Annotated in this window: 19 protein-coding genes; 11 read left to right on the plus strand and 8 right to left on the minus strand. The window is 61.3% G+C overall.

Annotated elements, in window-relative coordinates; all coding sequences use genetic code 11:
- Nucleotides 1-23: 23 nt before the first annotated feature.
- Genes ccmE through JK199_RS03990 form a run of 3 tightly spaced genes read right to left on the minus strand, consistent with a single transcriptional unit; the run spans nucleotide 24 to nucleotide 1,527 of the window.
- Complete coding sequence (ccmE, locus tag JK199_RS03980) at nucleotides 24-584, minus strand: cytochrome c maturation protein CcmE (RefSeq protein ID WP_212373988.1); 561 nt, start codon at nucleotides 582-584, stop codon at nucleotides 24-26.
- Nucleotides 581-742 carry a hypothetical protein gene (locus JK199_RS03985; protein ID WP_212373989.1) on the minus strand — a complete coding sequence of 54 codons (162 nt, stop codon included), beginning with the start codon at nucleotides 740-742 and terminating at the stop codon, nucleotides 581-583. The genes ccmE and JK199_RS03985 overlap by 4 nt, the downstream gene beginning before the upstream one ends.
- Nucleotides 739-1,527, minus strand: coding sequence for a heme ABC transporter permease (locus JK199_RS03990; protein ID WP_077930152.1), 789 nt, complete (start codon nucleotides 1,525-1,527; stop codon nucleotides 739-741). Before JK199_RS03990 ends, JK199_RS03985 begins: the two co-directional genes overlap by 4 nt.
- A 166-nt stretch (nucleotides 1,528-1,693) precedes the next feature.
- Between JK199_RS03990 and JK199_RS03995 the strand changes: the two genes are divergently transcribed.
- Complete coding sequence (locus JK199_RS03995) at nucleotides 1,694-1,987, plus strand: YciI family protein (RefSeq protein ID WP_077930151.1); 294 nt, start codon at nucleotides 1,694-1,696, stop codon at nucleotides 1,985-1,987.
- A gap of 2 nt (nucleotides 1,988-1,989) precedes the next feature.
- Nucleotides 1,990-2,406, plus strand: coding sequence for an EVE domain-containing protein (locus tag JK199_RS04000; RefSeq protein WP_212360020.1), 417 nt, complete (start codon nucleotides 1,990-1,992; stop codon nucleotides 2,404-2,406).
- Between the two features lie 209 nt (nucleotides 2,407-2,615).
- Here JK199_RS04000 and JK199_RS04005 read toward each other — a convergent pair whose 3' ends face one another.
- Nucleotides 2,616-2,951, minus strand: coding sequence for a TIGR01244 family sulfur transferase (locus tag JK199_RS04005; RefSeq protein WP_077930149.1), 336 nt, complete (start codon nucleotides 2,949-2,951; stop codon nucleotides 2,616-2,618).
- 158 nt (nucleotides 2,952-3,109) lie between these two features.
- Here JK199_RS04005 and JK199_RS04010 point away from each other — a divergent pair, with 158 nt between their 5' ends.
- The 3 genes from JK199_RS04010 to JK199_RS04020 all read left to right on the plus strand — a co-directional run bounded on the left by JK199_RS04010 (nucleotide 3,110) and on the right by JK199_RS04020 (nucleotide 5,773).
- Entirely contained in the window at nucleotides 3,110-4,075 is a 966-nt protein-coding gene (locus tag JK199_RS04010; protein WP_212373990.1) for a threo-3-hydroxy-L-aspartate ammonia-lyase, read from the plus strand.
- A 247-nt stretch (nucleotides 4,076-4,322) separates the two neighbouring features.
- A complete protein-coding gene (locus JK199_RS04015; protein WP_212373991.1) occupies nucleotides 4,323-4,727 on the plus strand; it encodes a hypothetical protein in 405 nt (134 codons plus the stop codon).
- Between the two features lie 206 nt (nucleotides 4,728-4,933).
- Nucleotides 4,934-5,773, plus strand: coding sequence for a sulfotransferase family protein (locus JK199_RS04020; RefSeq protein WP_244285064.1), 840 nt, complete (start codon nucleotides 4,934-4,936; stop codon nucleotides 5,771-5,773).
- Between the two features lie 89 nt (nucleotides 5,774-5,862).
- Here the strand turns inward: JK199_RS04020 and JK199_RS04025 are convergent, their stop codons facing one another.
- The gene (locus tag JK199_RS04025) at nucleotides 5,863-6,567 is read right to left on the minus strand and encodes a hypothetical protein (RefSeq protein WP_086655394.1); all 705 of its coding nucleotides are present in this window, start codon (nucleotides 6,565-6,567) and stop codon (nucleotides 5,863-5,865) included.
- 356 nt (nucleotides 6,568-6,923) lie between these two features.
- On the opposite strand from JK199_RS04025, the gene JK199_RS04030 reads away from it, so the two are divergent.
- Entirely contained in the window at nucleotides 6,924-7,760 is an 837-nt protein-coding gene (locus JK199_RS04030) for an EcsC family protein (protein WP_212373992.1), read from the plus strand.
- Nucleotides 7,761-7,813: 53 nt separating this feature from the next.
- Here JK199_RS04030 and JK199_RS04035 read toward each other — a convergent pair whose 3' ends face one another.
- Nucleotides 7,814-8,026 carry a hypothetical protein gene (locus JK199_RS04035; protein WP_212373993.1) on the minus strand — a complete coding sequence of 71 codons (213 nt, stop codon included), beginning with the start codon at nucleotides 8,024-8,026 and terminating at the stop codon, nucleotides 7,814-7,816.
- 22 nt (nucleotides 8,027-8,048) lie between these two features.
- Complete coding sequence (locus JK199_RS04040; protein WP_212373995.1) at nucleotides 8,049-9,023, minus strand: 2-hydroxyacid dehydrogenase; 975 nt, start codon at nucleotides 9,021-9,023, stop codon at nucleotides 8,049-8,051.
- 172 nt (nucleotides 9,024-9,195) lie between these two features.
- On the opposite strand from JK199_RS04040, the gene aat reads away from it, so the two are divergent.
- The 4 genes from aat to JK199_RS04060 all read left to right on the plus strand — a co-directional run bounded on the left by aat (nucleotide 9,196) and on the right by JK199_RS04060 (nucleotide 12,442).
- Nucleotides 9,196-9,906: a leucyl/phenylalanyl-tRNA--protein transferase gene (gene aat / locus JK199_RS04045; protein ID WP_212373997.1), complete on the plus strand. Its 711-nt coding sequence runs from the start codon at nucleotides 9,196-9,198 to the stop codon at nucleotides 9,904-9,906.
- 22 nt (nucleotides 9,907-9,928) lie between these two features.
- A complete protein-coding gene (locus tag JK199_RS04050; protein WP_212373999.1) occupies nucleotides 9,929-10,831 on the plus strand; it encodes a DUF4412 domain-containing protein in 903 nt (300 codons plus the stop codon).
- A gap of 125 nt (nucleotides 10,832-10,956) precedes the next feature.
- Nucleotides 10,957-11,613, plus strand: coding sequence for a hypothetical protein (locus JK199_RS04055; RefSeq protein WP_237591196.1), 657 nt, complete (start codon nucleotides 10,957-10,959; stop codon nucleotides 11,611-11,613).
- Between the two features lie 34 nt (nucleotides 11,614-11,647).
- Entirely contained in the window at nucleotides 11,648-12,442 is a 795-nt protein-coding gene (locus tag JK199_RS04060) for a hypothetical protein (RefSeq protein WP_212374001.1), read from the plus strand.
- Here JK199_RS04060 and JK199_RS04065 read toward each other — a convergent pair.
- On the minus strand, nucleotides 12,400-15,654 hold the full coding sequence (locus tag JK199_RS04065; protein ID WP_244984871.1) for a DUF3971 domain-containing protein: 3,255 nt from the start codon (nucleotides 15,652-15,654) through the stop codon (nucleotides 12,400-12,402). The genes JK199_RS04060 and JK199_RS04065 overlap by 43 nt on opposite strands.
- A 38-nt stretch (nucleotides 15,655-15,692) precedes the next feature.
- On the opposite strand from JK199_RS04065, the gene JK199_RS04070 reads away from it, so the two are divergent.
- A complete protein-coding gene (locus JK199_RS04070; protein WP_212374003.1) occupies nucleotides 15,693-18,833 on the plus strand; it encodes a bifunctional [glutamine synthetase] adenylyltransferase/[glutamine synthetase]-adenylyl-L-tyrosine phosphorylase in 3,141 nt (1,046 codons plus the stop codon).
- Nucleotides 18,834-18,881: the final 48 nt, after the last annotated feature.

Below are 18,881 nucleotides of genomic sequence, written 5' to 3' on the forward strand. Positions count from 1 at the left end.
ACAACGGGGCGTGGCACAGGAGGTTAGTTGCCAGCCGGGGCAGACGTCGGAGCGGATGTTGCAGGCGCGGCGGAAGGGGCGAGGTCCTTTTTAGCATCCTGCACGGTCATGCTGTTCCAGCTTGCGGCACTGGGCGGGGCACCAAAGCGTGGGTCCCACTTCCCGGATTTTTTCAGGGCTTCCGCGACTTCTTTCGGCATGTAGGTTTCATCATGCTTGGCCAGCACTTCACTGGCGACAAACCCGTCTTTCTGCATGGTGCCAACAGCCACAACACTCTGCCCCTCACGGAACAGGTCGGGCAGAATGCCTTCATACCGCACCGTCACAGCGGCCTGACCGTCCGTCACATCAAAGCGGGCAATGGGGGTTTCCCCCTGTTTTTCCCGCTTGACGGAGCCTGCCACCACCATGCCGCCCAGCCGCACCGTGCGGTCCGCCGGGGGCGCGGACGCCATGACCTGCGAGGGCGTGACAAAGAAAACGATATCTGAGGAAAACGCCTTGAGCATGAGGGCCGCGGCAGCCCCCAGACAGGCAACGCAGGCGATAACGAGCCAGAGGCGACGTGTCTTGCGGGTCATAGAGACGAAGTGGCTCCTGTGGTGCGGTCGGAGGGGCGTTCCAGAACGGCCAGCCGCATCCGGGCCTTTTTCAGGCGAAGGGCTGCCCCGATGGAAAGTGTCAGGGTGATAACGGTGGCCAGACCGTAGCTGGCCAGAATGTAGGGCAGGTGCGTCATGCGGCGTCTCCCGATGCGGAACCGCCCCGGCGGCGCGGGCTGGAGAGCAGGCTGCGGATGCGGCTTTCCATCACGGCGGCCCGGGTGCGGGCCAGCACAATGGCAGCAAATCCCAGCGAGAAGCCCAGAGTGGACAGGGCCAGCGGCCACAGCATGGAGGAGGACATGGTGGGCGCGCCTGTCAGCGTGATGCTGTCCGGCTGATGCAGGGTGTTCCACCACTGCACGCTGAATTTGATCACCGGCAGATCAACAGCACCTGCCAGAGCAAGAATGGCGGCGGCTTTGTAGCCACGCTGCGGATCATCAAACGCGCGGATCAGCGCAATATGGCCGAGATACAGGAAGAACAGGACCAGCACGGAGGTCAGCCGGGCGTCCCACACCCACCATGTGCCCCACATTGGCTTGCCCCACAGGGAGCCGGTGGCCAGACACAGGGCGGTAATGCAGGCTCCCACCGGGCCGATTTCCACCGCGGCCAGATCCGCCAGCGGATGCCGCCAGACGAGGGACAGCACAGCGCAGACGGCAAGCCCCGCATAGCCAGCGGAGGCCAGCATGGCGGCAGGCACATGCACATACATGATGCGGACGGAATCCCCCTGCTGCCAGTCGGCAGGTGAGAAAAACAGTCCCCAGCCCAGCCCGGCAAGGGTGAGCAGCAGGGCCGGCCATGTCAGCCAGGGTTGCAGGCGTGCGCCCAGCTTGAGAAACCGGCCGGGATTGGCATACCGATGGAAGAATGTCCCGGCACGCGCGACGAGGGTCGGTGTGGCGCTCAAATGTCAGTCCGTTCCGTGTCTCAACAATCAGAAGAGCTTGCAGTGGTCTGCGTGCGGGTTCCCGCCCCAGACATGCGCTCGCGCACCTTTTACATCATTCGGCGCATCTTGACACGAGGCAGTTATTCATGGGCGTCCTGTCCCGACAACACAGCGGAGAAAGAACATGTTGTTTGCCATTATTTGCACAGACCGCCCGGGTGCGCTGGAATTACGCAAGGCTACGCGTGAAAAGCATCTGGCTTTTCTGGAACAGTATAAGACGGCGATTCTGTTCGGCGGACCTCAACTTGACGTGAACGGCGCGCCCTGTGGCAGCCTCATCCTGCTGGATGTGCCCGACCGCGCTGCGGCGGAAGGCTTTGCGGCGGCAGACCCGTATGCTGCGGTCAATCTGTTTGAAAGCGTGGTGGTGCGCCCGCTGCGCCCGGTATTCCGTGATGGCGCGCTGGTGGAATAGCCATGGCTTTCTGGTTGATCAAAAGCGAGCCGGATGCCTTTAGCTGGGATGAGCAGGTTGCGAATGATGTCGAGCCCTGGACGGGGGTGCGGAATCATCAGGCCAAAAAAAATCTGGCCGCGATGAAGGTGGGAGACCGTGCCTTTTTCTACCATTCCAACGTGCAGCGCGCGATTGTGGGGGTGGTGGAAATTGTGCGGGAAGCCTACCCGGACCCGACGGCGGAAAGCGGCAACTGGGTCTGTGTGGACGTAAAAGCTGTCGGCCCGATGCCTGAGCCTGTCACTCTGGCGGATATCAAGCAGGATGAGGCGCTGACGGATCTCGCTCTGGTCCGGCAGTCCCGCCTTTCAGTCTGCCCGGTTTCGGCGGAGCACTGGACGCATCTGTGCAAAATGGGCGGCTGGACCGGCAACTGAGGCCTGACTAGCTTGTCGGATGCTGGCCCGAGTGATCAGGCGACGAATTTCCGGACGCACCTGCAGCCGGATGCCCGGCTAGCAAGGGCGGGTTGCTTGGCGGGTACTCTGAAGGCGGGAATAAATCTGAGGACGGCAATAAAAAAGGGAGCATGCCCGTTTGGGGCTGCTCCCTTTTTTTACCGGCTGCTGCCGTGTGTCAGCGCCGTTCAGCCCTGCGTGGCAAGAGCCCAGAGCTGGCCTGCGCGGTTGCCGGAGCGGCAATAGGCGAAAATCGGGCCGGGCAGCGTGTTGAGCGTTTCCTGCATAATGATCACAGCGTCAGAAGACGGGCCCTGACCACCCACCACGGGGATGGACATAAAGGACAGGCCTTCTTTCTGAGCGGCTTCCCCAATGGTTTCAGCCGTCGGCTGGCCGGGGTCTTCACCGTCCGGGCGGGTGCAGAGAATAGTTTTGAACCCGGCGGCTTTAATGGCCGGGATGTCACTGACGGCAATCTGCGGTGCAACAACAAAATCGGGGGACAGGCTGCGATAGTTCATGGTCAATTAGTCCTTTCAGACAGCACTCTGCTCACAAGCGTCCTGACCTTGTAGGCCCGGACACGGCATGCGGGAAGAGGGGGCTGCAATGTCCTGACTGTATGCCTGCCCTGAGGGCTGATAGAGTGCGGGCCAGCAGAGCAGAAGAGGGAAGCGAGATGCAGACGGCACCGGATTTTTCAGACGTTGTGGCAGCCTCTGTCCGGCTGAAAGGGCAGGCGCACCGGACGCCGGTTCTGACCTCCCGTTACCTCAATGCGCTGAGCGGGGCTGAACTGTTCTTCAAGGCGGAAAATTTTCAGCGTGTCGGGGCCTTCAAATTTCGCGGTGCATTGAATGCAATTTTGTCTCTGCCAGAGGCTGTGCGGAGCAAGGGGGTTGTGGCCTATTCCTCCGGCAACCACGCGCAGGGCGTCGCCTGTGCGGCGCAACTGGTCGGGATTCCGGCTGTTATTGTCATGCCCCAAGATGCCCCGGCTATGAAGATTGCCGCCACCCGTGATTATGGCGCTCAGGTAGTGCTGTATGACCGGTACACGCAGGACCGGCAGGCGATTGGGGAAGCCCTTGCCGCAGAACGCGGCGCGACTGTGCTGCCGCCGTTTGACCACCCGGACATTATTGCCGGGCAAGGTACGGCAGCACTTGAACTGTTTGAAGAAACCGGCCCGCTGGATGCGCTGTTTGTGCCGGTGGGCGGAGGTGGTCTGGCGTCTGGCTGTGGACTGGTGGCGCAGGCGGTCTCGCCCGGTTGCGCGGTGATTGGTGTGGAACCTGCCGCGGGGGATGATGCGCGGCAGTCTCTGGCAGCCGGGCGGATTGTGCAGATTGCCGTTCCCAGGACGCTGGCCGATGGCGCACAGACAACCGCGCTCAGCCCGCTGACGTTCGGCCTTGTGAGCCGCCTGCTGCGTGAGATTGTTACCGTGGAGGACGCGACGCTTGTCGCAACCATGCGGACTCTGGCGGAACGGATGAAAATTATTGTCGAGCCAACAGGGTGCCTCGGGGTGGCAGCGGCTCTGGCTGCGGCACCGAGGTGGCAGGGGAAGCGCGTTGGCGTCATAATTTCTGGCGGGAATGTCGATATGGAGCGATTTTCCCGTCTGATACAGACGTATTAGGCCAGACGATTGTTGAAGCCAGTCTGCGGCAGCTAAGGACAATCCCTTAAAACTATACGATCATAGTAGGGAAAAGGCTTGGTTAACCCTCTATTTTAGGAGTAAAAATAAATTTTTGTAACAGCGCGATACGGAGTTTTATGAGTATAGTTTTATTTAATCGCTATATGTGGCTTTAATGTGACAGAGGCGAAGCTGCCTGAATTTCTTCTCGCACTGCATCACAGAACATAAAAGATGGTTTGTGATGATGCCTCCAAAACGCGAAAAAATCCATATAGCGTCCCATATTATTAAGGCGTTGTGCGTGGTGTTGCCAGAAGCGGGCTATGCACAGTCTCCGCAAACGGGCGCTTTGAAGGTCAGTGCACCCCTGACAGCATCATTCTACAAAAAAGCGCCTGATCCTCATTTGTATGATCGGTTCCGTATAGCGGACTCATGGACGCATCTGGGGGTGTTTTCTGTCGAACACAGCACGGAGACCCCGATGTCTTTCGAGCAGGGAACAACCGTGACGCTGGCTTATCCGATTAAGGCTGTGTCGGGGCTGGATTTGGTCGTCAATACTTTTGGCGGGCACAGGCAGACCAGCACCGGGAGCCATGTTGGCTCAGCCGCCGTGACGGCAGGGGTGCGGCTAAAATGGTAAGGGTCTCAGAGCCTTTTATCGTCCGTGCGCGTCCGTTTTGAGTAGACGCGCCGCACGTTAACGATCAGGCGCAGAATGCCGCCTGTTTTCTTTCCAGACACTTGAAATGATCCGCACGTCTTCGCAAAAGCCTCAACGCAGGCTGAAAAAAGCGAATGGACGGACGTTTTTTTAATGAACTGAACAGCCAGTAAAGGTTGCCATTTGTGCCAACATCGTCTGTGCATTTTATGTCCGGTCTGCCGCGCTCCGGCTCCACGCTTCTCAGCGCAATTCTGCAACAAAACCCTGCTGTCCGGCATGCCGGAATCATCACGCCCGTTGCACCCATGATGGTTAAACTCTCCTCTCTGATGGTGGAGGGGGACTATGTAACCGAGTTTGATGAAAATACGCGCAAGCGCCTTCTGAGAGGTGTTTTTTCGCATTATTATTTTGAAAAAAGTTCCGCAGATCCACGCCCGTCCGGGATGATTATTGATAACCACCGGATGTGGTGCACACGGCTGGGGTTGATTGACTATCTTTTCCCTGAATCACGCATCATCTGCTGCGTGCGCAATCCTGTCTGGATTATCGATTCTTTTGAACGTCTTATTCAGAAAGACCCTGCTCTGGGCTCAAAACTTGTGCCGATAGAACAGCGTGGAACATTATATGAGCGTGTTGAGGCCTTAACTGCGCCCAATGGTGTGTTCGGCTATTGCTGGCGTGCGTTGCAGGAGGCGTTTTACAGTACTCTGGCGCATAAGCTGATTGTGGTGGAGTATGACCGGCTCGTGACGGACCCTGAAAGAACAGTGGCCCATATTGCTCGCCTTCTGAAACTGCCTGAGTGGCGATACAATTTTGAGGCAGTGGAATTCAAGGGCGCTTCAGGGTTTGATCAGGCTCTCAATACGCCGGGTCTGCATGAGGTGCGGCGAAAGGTGGCTTATACGCCGCGCAGGCCAATCCTGCCACCGGATGTTGTCGCCCGTTTATCTGGCGAACTTTTCTGGCGCAACCCGGAAAGAAATCCGGGGCGTGCTACCGTTCTGTCCTGAAAATTATCCATGCGCAAAAGGATTTCCGGAACAGCCAATGATCATCATGGCAGTTCCGGAGCCCTGTTCTGGGTGATGTGATCCTGATGTCAGCGATGGATGAAATACAGGTCTGAATACAGGTCTTTCAGCGCGGCTTTGTTGGCCAGACAGCGGCGGACCAGATGCGCGCGGAGGTCCAGCGCCCCCTGCTGCACAATCGGGTCTTTAGACGGTGCATCAAAGGCCGGATAACGCTGGATGCAGGATTTCAGGTCCGGATTGTTCATATCCAGCCCGGCTTCAATCTGCTTCATGGTTGCGTCATATTCCTGCGTGACTTCCGCATCGGAATACCATTCCGTCAGGGCGGACTGCACCTTGTTCTCACGGATGAGGTAGGTGAAGGTCAGGAACCCGTTTTCCGTTTTGCCGTCCGGCAGTTTTGTGCTCAGGCGGCAGACGCGATGGAAGTAGGGCGGCAGGCTGAGGTCCGGCATGGCCGTGGCCCCGGTGACGCTGATGGCCATCGTCGGCTGGAAAGAGGAATCCGGCTTGTCATCCCTGTCCGGCGTTTTGCTGGATTGCAGGCTGTGGTCACGCTGCATGGCTTCCGCCAGAAGCGTGTCATACTGGTGGGAATAACAGAAGGACGGGTCCGTCCGCGCATGTTCCAGCGCGGAGTGATACGCCTGCTGCTGCGGCGTCTGGGCGCACCCTGTGGCGGCCAGAACAGCAGAGACGGAGGCGAGGCGCAGCAGATTTTGCCAGCGGGCACTGCGGGCCGGGCGGGAGGAACGTGGTGTGTGCGACATGGAAAACTCCTGTTGGCGCACAGTCTGCGCCGCAATGGTCTCACGTCCGGGTGTGTAAGATGTTCCGGAGTGTGTGACAACCATTGTCGGGCCCGCAACAGCCGCACGGATGCACGCAGCACCGCTCCGGGTTGCTGGGTGAGACAGGCAACTTTTCCGCCGTTCAGGCTTTTGGGGCAGAGAGGAACATCGCCGTTCAGGAGATGGGAGGCATATGCCCGGCGGGGGGCGGCCTGTGTCGCTTTTCAGGCGGGCTATGCTACACTCTCCGTTACAAAACAGACTTTTAAGGGCGCTGCAATGCGTCCCGTTCCCGTCTTTTATGAGCCGGGAAATGCAGGCAGAGAGGGCGCTAAATGAGTACGCAGGACATGACGGGCAGCGAGATGGTAACGCTCAGGCTCAGTGGTCAGGATCTGGTCGAGCTGGAACAGGCGCTCGTACAGGTTGAGTCCGGCAAGGGCGTTCTGGTGCGGCTGGCGGACCTGATGGGCGGTGCTGTAGGCCATGCCACACGGCTCGGCCTGCGCGGGCTCGGTATGGCGCCGGGGGTGGAAGACAAGCTCCGCGGTCTGGCTGAAACCGCCATTACCCGCGCGTTTGATGTGGCTATTCTTGGCATGCGTAGCCCCGGTGATGCCTTGGCGGAGCCGCAGCCCTGGCGTGGCCCGGCGTTGCAGGCCGCTGTGGCGGTCTCCGGTGCGGTCGGGGGTTTTGCTGGTCTTGCGGGTCTTGCCCCGGATATTGGTTTTACGACGCTGACCATCATGCGGGAAATTGGCCGGATTGCGCGTGAGGAAGGGGAGGATCTGTCTGACCCGGATGCGCGCCTTGCCTGTCTGGAAGTTTTTGCCCTGCGGGCCTTCCCCAATGCGCGTAAGGCGGATGAAAGCGAACTCGGCTATTTCTCCGCCCGTGCGCTGCTGCGGGGCCGCCCGGTGGTGATGCTGATTGCTGAAGTCGCGTCCCATTACGGTCTGGCGCTGGGGCAGAAAGTGTCCGTGCAGCTTATGCCGGTTGCCGGGGCGCTATGCGGGGCATCTCTCAACACCGCGTTCCTGAACCATTATCGCGCATTGGCGCGGGCGCACTTTACCATTCGCCGGCTGGAGCGTGAGCATGGTCCGGTCGTGCGGGATACGGCGGAAGCGCTGCGGGATCAGGTTTCAGCGCGGGGTGGTCGCGTCGCCTGACGCGGCGTCGCGCCGTATAAAAAAAGCCGGAGGGTTTGCCTCCGGCTAGTCTGTCAGGCCGTTTTTTCAGAGTCGGTTCCCTGTGCGGGAGCTGGCTTTTTCTGTTTTTTGGCCGGCGGCGGCTCTTCATCAATCAGCGTGCCGATCAGGGCTACAAAAAGCATCGCCCCACCCACAATCAGACACGTCTGCTGATAGTGGAAGTCGATCAGTCTCACGATAACGCAGACAAGAATGCCGAGCAGGCAGGCCAGTCGTAAGGTCATAGGGCTCTCCGGTTGTGCGGTCTTAGTGCGTGACGGGTGTCACAAGGGGTTTGCCTGCGGCAAGGGCGGCCACGTTATCCAGTGAGAGCATACCCATGGCGGTGCGGGTTTCCACTGTGGCGCTGCCGGTATGAGGAGTCATGAAAATTTTTGGCAGGGCCAGCAGGCTCGGATTGGGGTTGGGTTCATTCTGATACACGTCCAGCCCGGCATTAAACAGATGCCCGGAGCGCAGGGCGTCCAGCAAAGCTGTTTCATCCACCAGTGCGCCACGGGCGGCATTGACCAGCACGCTGCCACGCGGCAGCAGGCCGAATAGGCGGGCCGTCATGAGCGGTGGGGCACCGGGAGTTGCAGGCATATGCAGGCTGAGAATGTTGCAGTGGGGCAGCATCTCTTCCAGATTTTCAAAATAGGTCGCGCCTTCTTCCTGCGCGGGGTCCAGCCTGCGGCGGTTGTGGTAAATCACTTTCATGTCAAACCCACGCGCACGCCGGGCCAGCGCCTGCCCGATGCGCCCCATGCCGACAATACCCAGCGTTTTTCCGGTGACGCGGATACCAAGCATCTCATCCATTTCCAGCGTGCGCCCCCAGCCCTGCTTCATCAGGGTATAATATTCCGCAGCGCGGCGGCAGGCGGCCAGAATCAGCATCATGGTAAGGTCCGCGTTGCAGTCCGTCAGCACATCCGGCGTATTGCAGACCTTGATGCCGCGGGCCAGCAGGGCAGGCACATCCAGATGATCCAGCCCGACGCTGACGGTTGCAACCAGCTTCACGCAATCCGGAATGGCCGCCACATCCGCCCCTTTCAGCGGGCAGTGATGCGTGACCAGCATGGCAAAGGCTGTCTGCTCTTCCGCAAGGGCGAGCATGGCGGCGGTATCCAGCGGCGCATCGGGCGGAGGGGGGGCGATAAAATCACTCTCAATCCGCTTTTCAACAGCGGCTGGCAGCCGGACAGAACGGATCAGGCGAGGGGCTTCGGAAGGCATGGGCGTTCCTTTATTCTGTGTGACAGACTGAGTTCCCGTAGCGGGCAAAGCAGGGCAGACTAGCATGGCCCTTTAGAAAAGCCATGGCGGGCCTATAACGGTGCAGAGGGCTCGGGGATCAGACCGGATTGGAAAAAAGACGCAGGATTGCGGGCGGATTAAAGGAGCAGGCATGACGGAGGCGCTGACACCGGAACTGATTTTAGGCGCGTATGCCGCAGGCATTTTTCCAATGGCGGCGGACGCGGAGGATGAGGAGCTGCAATGGTATGACCCGGACCCGCGGGGCATTCTGCCATTGCAGGGCTTCCATCTGTCCCGGCGCCTGATGCGTACGGTGCTGTCCGGGCGGTTTGAGGTCTCGGTTGATCAGGATTTTCCCGGCGTGATGAAGGCCTGCGCCGCCCCTGCGCCGGGGCGGGAGGAGACGTGGATCAACGGCGAGATTTTTCGGCTTTTCTGTGCGCTGCATGACATGGGTTACGCGCATAGTGTGGAATGCCGGAAGGAGGGCGTTCTGGTGGGCGGGCTGTATGGCGTCGCCCTCGGCGGGGCGTTTTTTGGAGAAAGTATGTTCAGCCGTGCGACCGATGCCTCCAAGGTTGCGTTAGTGCATCTGGTGGCGCGGTTGCGGCTGGGCGGGTTTGTGGTGCTTGACACACAGTTTGGAACAGACCATCTCGCCCGCTTTGGCGGGCAGGAAATCCCGGCCGCAGAGTATAAGTCCAGACTGGAACAGGCTGTCCAGATGATGCCATGTTGGCAGCCTACATTGCCCGCTGATGTGCTGGAGGCTGAAATCCGCGCCCTGCGCGCAGAAACACAGGCGGCGGAAGCCCGGCATGAGGAACGGCCAGCCAACCGGACGGCTGGTCTGGATTGAAAAACAGGAAAGACGAAGACGTATGACACACTGCCAGCCGGCCCGGACGCGCCGTAAGCTGACCTTTTACAGCCTTCTGGCGACGGCCCCGCTGGCGGCAGGATTGCTGATCAGCCAGCCGGTGCAGGCAGCGGACAGTGCCTCTGCGTCCACAGTGGCTCAGGCTCCGCAGGCGGACCATCCGCGCCTGATGCCCGCGCGGGATGCCACCATTGATTATGTTTTTCAGCCTCGTCCGCCGGCAGGCAGTGCGCCCGCTGCTGCTGTCCCGGTCAAGGACCGGCATGTGCAGGTGCTGTTCTCCGGGGATGGCGGGCTGATGCGCATTAACTACATGCTCAGCATGGACGGCCCGGAAAGCCGGGGCGCTGTGATTATCAACCGCGCGGCGCAGGAAGTGATGATTATCCTGAATGACCGCAAGGTTTACACCCGGCTGGTCCAGCAGGAAGTGGCGCGCAGTCCGTTCCTGCTGGATATGTCCATGACGTTTACCCGCAAGGGCAAATCCGAGGTGATCGGCCAGCCCTGCACGCTCTGGGGCGTGCAGTCGGCAGAGGGGAACGGCACAGCCTGCGTGACGGATGACGGCTTTATTCTGGAGCAGGATGGCGTGGATGTGGATGGTCTGAACGGCCATCTGAAAGCGATGAAAATCTCTTATGATGATGTGCCCGCTTCATCCTTTCAGCCGCCCACGGGGTTTCAGGAAGTCACACCGCACGCTCCGGGCGCGCAGCCGGGCAGTCCTGAGGAGGGCAGTGGGGCGCAGCCTTCTTCCGTTGTCAGAGGCACGGGGGCCGTGCCGCAGCAGGACCATTCCAGCCTGCCCGCCGCCACAGGCGCCGTGCCCGGTGTCGGCCCCATGACAACACTCCCCGCTACGGAAACCGGCATGCATGATGCATCAGGAAATACGCCATGAGTTTTGCGCCGAGCCGAGCCGGGAGACAGCTCGTGGTCCAGACCAGCCGCTGCAGCAATAAACGGACACGAAGCAGACCGGGCTTATGGTCTGGCGCCTTTCTGTGTCTTGCCGTGGGTGCGTCTTTGCCCCAGCTGTCAGCGCAGGCGGCACAGGGAACACAGACAGCATCCCCGTCCGCTCAGGTTGCTCAGGGCGCTGGCAATTCCATCGCCACCGGCGGGACAGGCGGGACAGGCGCGGGCGCAGATGCCGGAAACCCCGCTGTCGCGCCGCAGGATGCGCCGTTTATTACGCCCTCCGTGGATGCCGATGTTCTGTATGAACTGACATCGCCCACCGGAGAGACGGTGATGAAGCAGCGGATGCGCTGGCAGGTTGCCACGCTCCGCCAGCGGCTGGACCCCGGCGGGTCTGACCTGTTTATGGTTACCTCATGGCCTGAGCATACGCTGACGGTGGTGGACCCGGACCGTAAGACGGAAAGTGTCATGCCTGCCCCCAGTCAGGGCCTCACGCCACCCGGCCATCCTGCTCTGGTTGGCTCCTATGCACGATTGGGTGGTTCCGTGGTGGCGGGGGAACGCTGCATTATCTGGCGCACCAGAGATGCCGACGGACATGCGAGTGATGTCTGTTACACGGCAGATGGTCTGCTGTTGCAGGTCGCACAGCAGGGACAGATTACCGTCCGGGCGCTGCATGTCAGCCGGGTGGCCCAGCCTGATGCGGTGTTCGCCATTCCATCGGGCCTGAAAAAGGTGGCCCCCGCCAGACCATAATCCGCCCGGACCGTTACGACGGGAAGGAAAGAGGATGCGGCTGTGTACGCCTCTCACGGTGTGCCCTGTTCTGCTGGCTCTGGCGCTCAGCGGGCTGACCGGAGCAGGACAGACTGTGTCTGCCCATGCTGCGGCCGGGCCTCAGACTGTGCGGGGCAGTCAGAACGGTGGCGCCAGGACGGGTGCTGACAGCAGTGCCAGTGGCAATACCGGGGATGCCGGATTGGGTAATGCCGGACTGGGGACTGCCGGGCTGACAGATGGCGGAGCCGGAGCCGGAGCCTCTTCCGGGGGGCAGGCGGTAGCCATCTGTTTCAGGCCGCAGCCCGGCGCGGCGCGGGATACGCTGCTGGTCATCCCGTCCGGGACGGTTCTGGTGGGCCAGACGGTGCCCGCAGGCCGTAAAAGCGCACGGCAGATGGAGGCCGTTGTCACGACCGAAACCGTGACGCTCACGGATATGCAGCCCTGTAGCGGGGCAGATGCCTCAACGCTGGTTTCCCGCACGCGGCACTGGCTGGTGGACCCGGTGCGCCCGCAGGCGGCTGTTGAGTTACGTCCGGTGGGCGAGGTTAGCGGGAATGGCGTGGATACGACGTTTGAGGAAGAAAGCGACGGATTCCGCAACGCTATTAAAAGCGGTGCCGTGACCGCCCATGTGCAGGGCACGCTGAAAGAAACTGTCGCGCTGACGGAAACGCAGGCCGATATTCCGGACACGCCAGATGATCAGTCCGGCCCCGACTGGGTCCACAGCACCGGCTGGGACCAGAAGGGAAAGACCAGTCAGAACAGCTTACGCAAAACTCCGGGCAGCAGGATGGAATAGGGGTTCACGCTCAGATCCGGGTCTTCCAGCTTGCCGGCAATGCCGAAGGTCATGGCGACGAGACCGCCCTCTTTTTCCGGGCTGAACAGTTTGCCAATGCCCGGCAGCTTGCCGGGAAGTTTATTGAGCGCGAAGGCCGGAACGACCGTTCCGTTCAGGTCCAGTTTGCTGTGGTCCAGGTCAATCTTGCCTTCCAGCGTGGCCCCCAGCGCATCATTGCCCATATGGCCGTTCTGGATGGTCAGCACACCCTCGGAAAACGTGACCGGCAGGTTGAGGGTGGAGACTTCAAACTCCGGGGATTTGCGGGCGTTGAGCCAGCCGTAAAGAGACAGGTTGCGGGCCAAAAGCACGGTCGCCGGAGCTTTCTTCAGCACAAACGGGCTGACACGCACGGTCCCTTTAAACGGAGCGGAGGCCTGTGTGTCGTCAAACGCGCCGGTCAGCGTGGCGTGGCCTCCCTGCACGTTAGGCAGAATATTGAGTGCTGCCAGAAAACCGCCCATGTCCGGAATGGTGACATGCAGGGTACGGACCGCACCTTTGGGTTCCAGCGTCATTGTCACGGGGGATGGCCCGCGCATGGCAAAACGCATGCGTTCCAGCCGCTGGCCGTTATCTTCAAAATGCCCTGTCACGTCCCGCAACGGCTGTTTGGTCTGGCTGTAATACAGAGCGTTGGCCGTCATATCGATGGTCCACGCATTCCCCGGTGGGCCGTGCAGCTTGCCTGTGGCGGCTTCCGGCACATGGTAGCCTGAGGAGGCCTGTTTAGGCGCGTTCGGGTCCCCTTCCATCAGTGGCGCAAGGTCCAGCGTATCAGCATACACTCCGACCTGAATGGTTTTGTCCTGCGAGGCATAGGGAAGAACAAGGCGGGCATGGCCGGTTGAACGGGCGATACGGAAGGAGGACACCAGCACTTCCGGCGCGGCTTTTTCCCGCAGCAGGGCATGGCCCCGCACATCCAGATCCGGCCCGGTGGCAAAAATATTCTCCACCGAGGTAATGCGCCCGTCCAGCAGAGCAAGGGTGGCGGAAACCTGCGCGGCGCGGCCTGCGGCCTTGTGCCAGAGCGGAATGACAATGCCTGACCGCTTGAGGTCAAGACTGATGTCCACGCTGCCGTGCTTGTTCCCGAGCCGCGCATAGTCAACACCCAGATCAGCACTGCCGTAAAAATGGGTGCTGGTATCAATACCCGCAGCGGAAGCTGTGTCGGGCGTAATGCGGGTGAACAGATGTGCCTTTTCCGCCGTATCCTGCGGGCGGAGGGAGCGGAAGTTCATGAAATAAGTGATGTCGGAGGGCAGGCCGCCCAGCACGCCGTGGCCGCTCAGGTCCATCTGTTGTGTGGTGGCGGCAATCTGGAATGTGCCATCGGTAATGGCGCGTCCGGCTACAACATTCCCCAGATGGGTGTGGCTGACCTGCGCATGCGCATCCACAACCATCTGGTCTGTGGTGACATCACTTTCCAGCGGCAGCGTCAGGGAAAATTTCGCGCTGGCCTCGCCGGAAGGTTTGGTGAAGCTGATGGGGTGGCGGGAGAGGAGATGCAGCCGTGGCTCAGCCAGCATGGCCAGCATGTCCCGTAGGTTGCCGCGCAGTTCCGTCACAATGGTGCCCATCTGGTCTTTTTTGGAAAGACCGGTGATCTCCATGGTGCCGGGGCCAGCCGCCACGCGGCCCACGCCGGTGGCCCCCACATTTTTGTCGCCACGGTCAATAAGCTGGTAAGCATGGTCAAAATGAATGGTCAGCTTATCAAGATCATTCACCTCAAGATGCGCATCCAGATGATGCAGCGGTGAGATGGGGCGGAGCCAGTGGACCGTCAGGTCCGAGCCCTCCACGCTGCCTTTGACGGAGGTCAGCTTGATGCCGTTCCAGCCTTTATCGCTATGCAGCGTAATGGCGGTATGCAGATCATGCGCTGTGCCGTCCGTAATGTTGGTATCAACCCATTTCCGGCCACCTTTTGCGGCTCTGGCGGGCCAGTAATTGGCAATATCGCCAAACGGAATAGTGGGAATATCCAGCGCGGCCTGTCCAGAGAGCACTGTCGGGCTGAACAGGTCTGACGCGTTTAACTGGCCGGTCAGGGTGACGGTAATGCCGTTCTGCGGGTCTTCCGGATGTTCAGGGTTCAGCAGGTCCAGCGTCAGGCCTTGCAGCGTAATGGTGGCGGGGGTGTGCGTGGGGGACTGATGGTTGAGGTCCAGATGCGCGGCCAGCGCGCCGTGATGCAGCAGGTAGATTGAACCACCGCCCTGAATTTCTCCGGCACCGAAATCAGTTTTCAGATCCACCCCCTGCGGCAGCAGCCAGGTGCTCTTGGGGGCCGGAGCGAAGGTCGTATCCGCTGTCAGGCTGACGGGCACATCCAGCATTTTCAGGGCCGGGGCCAGACTGGCGAATGTTTCCGGGCGCACAGGGGCCAGAGCCATGTGCCACTGGATGGTGCCCTGATCAGTCTGTGTGCCCTGCGCCGTGATGCTCAGCCGTTCCGTGCTGTCCTGCTGGGCCTGAAACGTGAGCGCGACGGAGCCGGTCAGGCCGTTGCCGCCGCGCAGGCTCACGGCGCGCAGGGTGGAGGTGATGGGGGAGGCAATCCATTGCGTATGCGTCAGCCGGTCATCAATCGTGACCTGTGCATCCGTCAGCCCGATGCGGTGCAGGGCGCTGGGGTCCAGTGAGCCATTGGTGTCGGACGCCGTGGCCGGGGCGGGGGGCGCGTCCACATCAAGCCCGACGGTACCGTCCGTCCCGCGCCGCAGCGCCATCCGTACGCCGGTGAGGTCCACGGTATTGAGGGCGATGCTGCCGTGCATTAGCGCCAGCGGGTTAAGCGTGACATGCGCGGCTTTGATGGTGTCCGCCGTTGTTCTGTCTGCTTTGAGAATACGCACGTCATGCAGTGAGAGCATGACAGGCACGCTCAATCCATCCCGCAGACCATTCCATTGCAGTTCCGCCTGCCGCAGCGTGAGGGTGGCGGCCGCAGGCTGGCCGGGCTGCCCATTGAGCACCGCAACGGGGAGGAAGGGCCGCACCACAGCGGTCACGTTCACAGGGCCGAACAGCATCCGCACCAGCAGGGCCGCCACACACAGCACCGGCAGAACCAGCACGGCAGCCGCCATAACAGTCAGAACGCGCAGGGCCCGCTTATGCAGCGGGCGCGGGAGGTCTTGACCAGCGGAAGTCAACACAGCAAGCCTTTGCGTTCCATCAGAATGGTCAGGTTATGACGGCAGGTTTTTCTTCCTATTTCCGAGATGTTCGCGCCCCGAGGGGTGCCCCCACGCGCCTCTGGCCAGATGCAGGCTGGCCCGCCCCGGCGGACAGACAGGCTGCTACGCATTTTGCAGAGGATATGGCTGGGGCGTTGCAGGAAGCCGGTGTGGCTGACGTGCTGAGCCTGCAAGGCGCTGCGGGGCTGCTGGCCTGCCTTGGGGGGAACAGCCCGTATCTGTCTGACCTGGCGCGGCAGGACCCGGCTTTTTTTGCGGCTCTGGTACGGAGCGGGCCGGAACCCTGTGCGAAGGACGTGTTTGCAGCATTTGCCGAGTTTGACATCACATCGGGGCGAGAGTGTGTTGCCCGCTTCCTGCGGCAGGCCAAAAAACGCACAGCCCTGATATGCGCTGTGGCGGATCTGGGCGGCTTCTGGCCGCTGGAGGATGTCACGCAGACCCTCAGCAGACTGGCGGATGCGGCGCTGGAAGTGGCTGTCAGACATCTGCTGTGGAGCGCCCATCAGGCAGGACAGCTTCAGCTTCGTGACCCTCAGCGTGCGGCGCATGCCAGTGGTTTTGTTGTGCTGGCAATGGGAAAGCTTGGGGCACGGGAACTGAACTTCTCCTCGGATATTGATCTGATGGTGCTGTACGACCCGTCCATGCAGACCCAGCCTGACGCCGTGCGGCGCGTGTTCATTCGTATGACTAGCGATCTTGTGGGCCTCATGGAAGCACGGGATGCAGATGGCTACGTTTTTCGGACAGATTTACGCCTGCGGCCGGACCCGTCCTCAACACCTCCCGCGGTTTCTGTGCAGGCCGCCATCCAGTATTATGAAAGTCTGGGCCAGACGTGGGAACGCGCCGCCATGATCAAGGCGCGGCCTGTGGCGGGGGATATTGCTCTGGGCCGGAAATTTCTGGCGGCCATTCGTCCGTTTGTCTGGCGGCGGCACCTCGATTTTGCGCTGATTGACGATATTCATGACATGAAGGCCCGCATCGACCGCTACCGCAAGGCCGGGCGCACAGGGCTTGCTGAGCTACCGGATTCCGTGCTGGCGGACCCGGCGGCCAGCCGGGACTGGCTGCTGGGCCATAACGTTAAGCTGGGGCAGGGCGGTATCCGGGAAATTGAATTTCTGGCGCAGGCCATGCAACTGGTCTGGGGTGGCCGCGTGCCCGCACTGCGGGACCGCACGACATTTGGTGCACTGAAAAAGCTGGTAGGGTCTGCCTACCTGCCGCGGGAGGAGGCTGAAGTGCTGGCCCGGACCTACCGCTTCCTGCGGGATGCGGAACACCGGTTGCAGATGCGGGCCGACCACCAGACGCATGACCTGCCGGACCGGCCGGAAGCGTTCGACGCCTTTGCCGTCTTTATGAACTATTCGGACGGTGAGGCTCTGGCGCTGGATATGCTGCCGCGTATGCGGGAAGCCCGGCGTATTTTTGAACGGCATTTTGCTTCGCCTCAGGTGGCAGCACCAGAGCAGGATACCACGCTGCTGGCTGTGGCCCCGGATGATGACCAGTCACCCTCCGTGCTGGAACAGCTTGGTTTTCCGGCCAGTCAGACAGAAGAGGCCGTGCATGTGCTGGCCCGCTGGCAGACCGGCAGCCTGCGCGCCCTGAGGTCTGAACGGGCACGGGCACTGCTGCGCGCCCTGTTGCCCGCGCTGCTGGCCAGTTTTGCCGCCCGCAGTAACCCGCTGGCCTGCCTGCGGCGGTTTGATGCCCTGCTGGCGCGGCAGCATGCGGGTGTTCAGCTCCTCTCACTGTTTGAGCGTAACCCGGCGCTGATTGACCGGATTGCGGTGCTGTTTGATGCCTCGGCGTTTCTGTCCAACCATCTGGCTGATACGCCCTCCGCGCTGGAAGGGTTGCTGGAGCCGGAACCGGAAGAGGGCCGCAATGTGCTGGACCGCCTGCGGCATCTGGCGACAGAGGTGGATTCCGCGGAATTACTGGTGACAGCCCTGCGGCCCTTGCTGCGCGGCGAGGAATTTCGTCTTTCTGTGGCCGTGCTGGAAGGGCGGCTGGGGGAAAACGACGCTGAAAAACAGCGGACGGCTCTGGCCGACACCATCATGACGGTGCTGATGCGGGCCGTGGAGGTGGAGCACCGGCAGCGTTATGGCCGCGTGCCCGGCGGGGGCATGGCGGTGCTGGCGCTGGGCAAGGCAGGCTCCCGCGAGATGATGCCCGGCTCGGATCTGGACCTGCTGCTGGTGTTTGACCATCCGGAGGATGTGCACGCCAGTGAGGTGCCCGAGCGTGCGCCAAAACATCAGGGCGGGCTGCCAGTGCGTGCCCCGCGTTCTCTGGCCGTGGCGCAATATTATACCCGGCTGGCGCACGCCTTTATTGCCGCCCTGACGGCTCCCGGACCGGAAGGCCCGCTTTACGCCGTGGATATGCGGTTGCGGCCGTCCGGCGCGGCCGGGCCGGTCGCGGTCTTTCGCACCGCGTTCCTCAAATATCATGAAGACGCCGCATGGACGTGGGAACGCATGGCGCTGACCCGTGCACGGCTGATTACCGCCCCCACAGCGCTCAAGGCGCGTTTGCAGGCTGATCTGGCGCATGTTCTGAATGGAGACCTGCGGAAGCCCCGGCCGTCCACAGAGACATTGCTGGCGGATGCCCGGAAGATGCGCGCGCGTCTCGCGCGGGATCTTCCGGCGGCCAGCCCGTGGGATATCAAGCGCCGGGGGGGCGGGTTGATGGAAGTGGAGTTTATTGCCCAGATCCTGCAACTGGTGGCGGGCACAAAGGAGGCCAGAAACCCCTGCACCCGGCGCGCGCTGAGCCTGCTGAAAAAACACGGGTTTCTGGACGCCGCTGAGGCAAAAATACTGATAGACGCCGATGCCGTCTGGCGACAGATGCAATGCCTGCTTCGCCTGCTGTGCGGCCCGGTTCCGCCGGTTGATCTGGAGCGGGAACTGGCCCCGGGTGCGCTGAAAATCCTGTTGCGCGTGATGGGCGAGGCAAGTCTGCCGGACCTGATGGTGCGCACGGCGGCGCTGGCGCAGTCTGTGCGGCAGATTTTTGAACGCCGTGTTGGCAGCATGGAGGCAGAAGAAGGCGGCGGAGCAGAGCAGGCCGGAGAACGCTCAGCGTCCTCAGCCGTTTCTCCATAGGAACTGCCCAGAGCGCAGCGTTGTTTTTAGTAACTTTGCAAGGAAGGA

The organism is Acetobacter persici (genome assembly GCF_018256955.1).
Lineage (GTDB): Bacteria > Pseudomonadota > Alphaproteobacteria > Acetobacterales > Acetobacteraceae > Acetobacter > Acetobacter persici.

Coding starts and splice junctions, on each gene's coding strand:
- ccmE (WP_212373988.1), bottom strand. CDS start 584: ATGACCCGCAAGACACGTCGCCTCTGGCTCGTTATCGCCTGCGTTGCC.
- JK199_RS03985 (WP_212373989.1), bottom strand. CDS start 742: ATGACGCACCTGCCCTACATTCTGGCCAGCTACGGTCTGGCCACCGTT.
- JK199_RS03995 (WP_077930151.1), top strand. CDS start 1,694: ATGTTGTTTGCCATTATTTGCACAGACCGCCCGGGTGCGCTGGAATTA.
- JK199_RS04000 (WP_212360020.1), top strand. CDS start 1,990: ATGGCTTTCTGGTTGATCAAAAGCGAGCCGGATGCCTTTAGCTGGGAT.
- JK199_RS04005 (WP_077930149.1), bottom strand. CDS start 2,951: ATGAACTATCGCAGCCTGTCCCCCGATTTTGTTGTTGCACCGCAGATT.
- JK199_RS04010 (WP_212373990.1), top strand. CDS start 3,110: ATGCAGACGGCACCGGATTTTTCAGACGTTGTGGCAGCCTCTGTCCGG.
- JK199_RS04015 (WP_212373991.1), top strand. CDS start 4,323: ATGATGCCTCCAAAACGCGAAAAAATCCATATAGCGTCCCATATTATT.
- JK199_RS04025 (WP_086655394.1), bottom strand. CDS start 6,567: ATGTCGCACACACCACGTTCCTCCCGCCCGGCCCGCAGTGCCCGCTGG.
- JK199_RS04030 (WP_212373992.1), top strand. CDS start 6,924: ATGAGTACGCAGGACATGACGGGCAGCGAGATGGTAACGCTCAGGCTC.
- JK199_RS04035 (WP_212373993.1), bottom strand. CDS start 8,026: ATGACCTTACGACTGGCCTGCCTGCTCGGCATTCTTGTCTGCGTTATC.
- JK199_RS04040 (WP_212373995.1), bottom strand. CDS start 9,023: ATGCCTTCCGAAGCCCCTCGCCTGATCCGTTCTGTCCGGCTGCCAGCC.
- aat (WP_212373997.1), top strand. CDS start 9,196: ATGACGGAGGCGCTGACACCGGAACTGATTTTAGGCGCGTATGCCGCA.
- JK199_RS04050 (WP_212373999.1), top strand. CDS start 9,929: ATGACACACTGCCAGCCGGCCCGGACGCGCCGTAAGCTGACCTTTTAC.
- JK199_RS04060 (WP_212374001.1), top strand. CDS start 11,648: ATGCGGCTGTGTACGCCTCTCACGGTGTGCCCTGTTCTGCTGGCTCTG.
- JK199_RS04070 (WP_212374003.1), top strand. CDS start 15,693: ATGACGGCAGGTTTTTCTTCCTATTTCCGAGATGTTCGCGCCCCGAGG.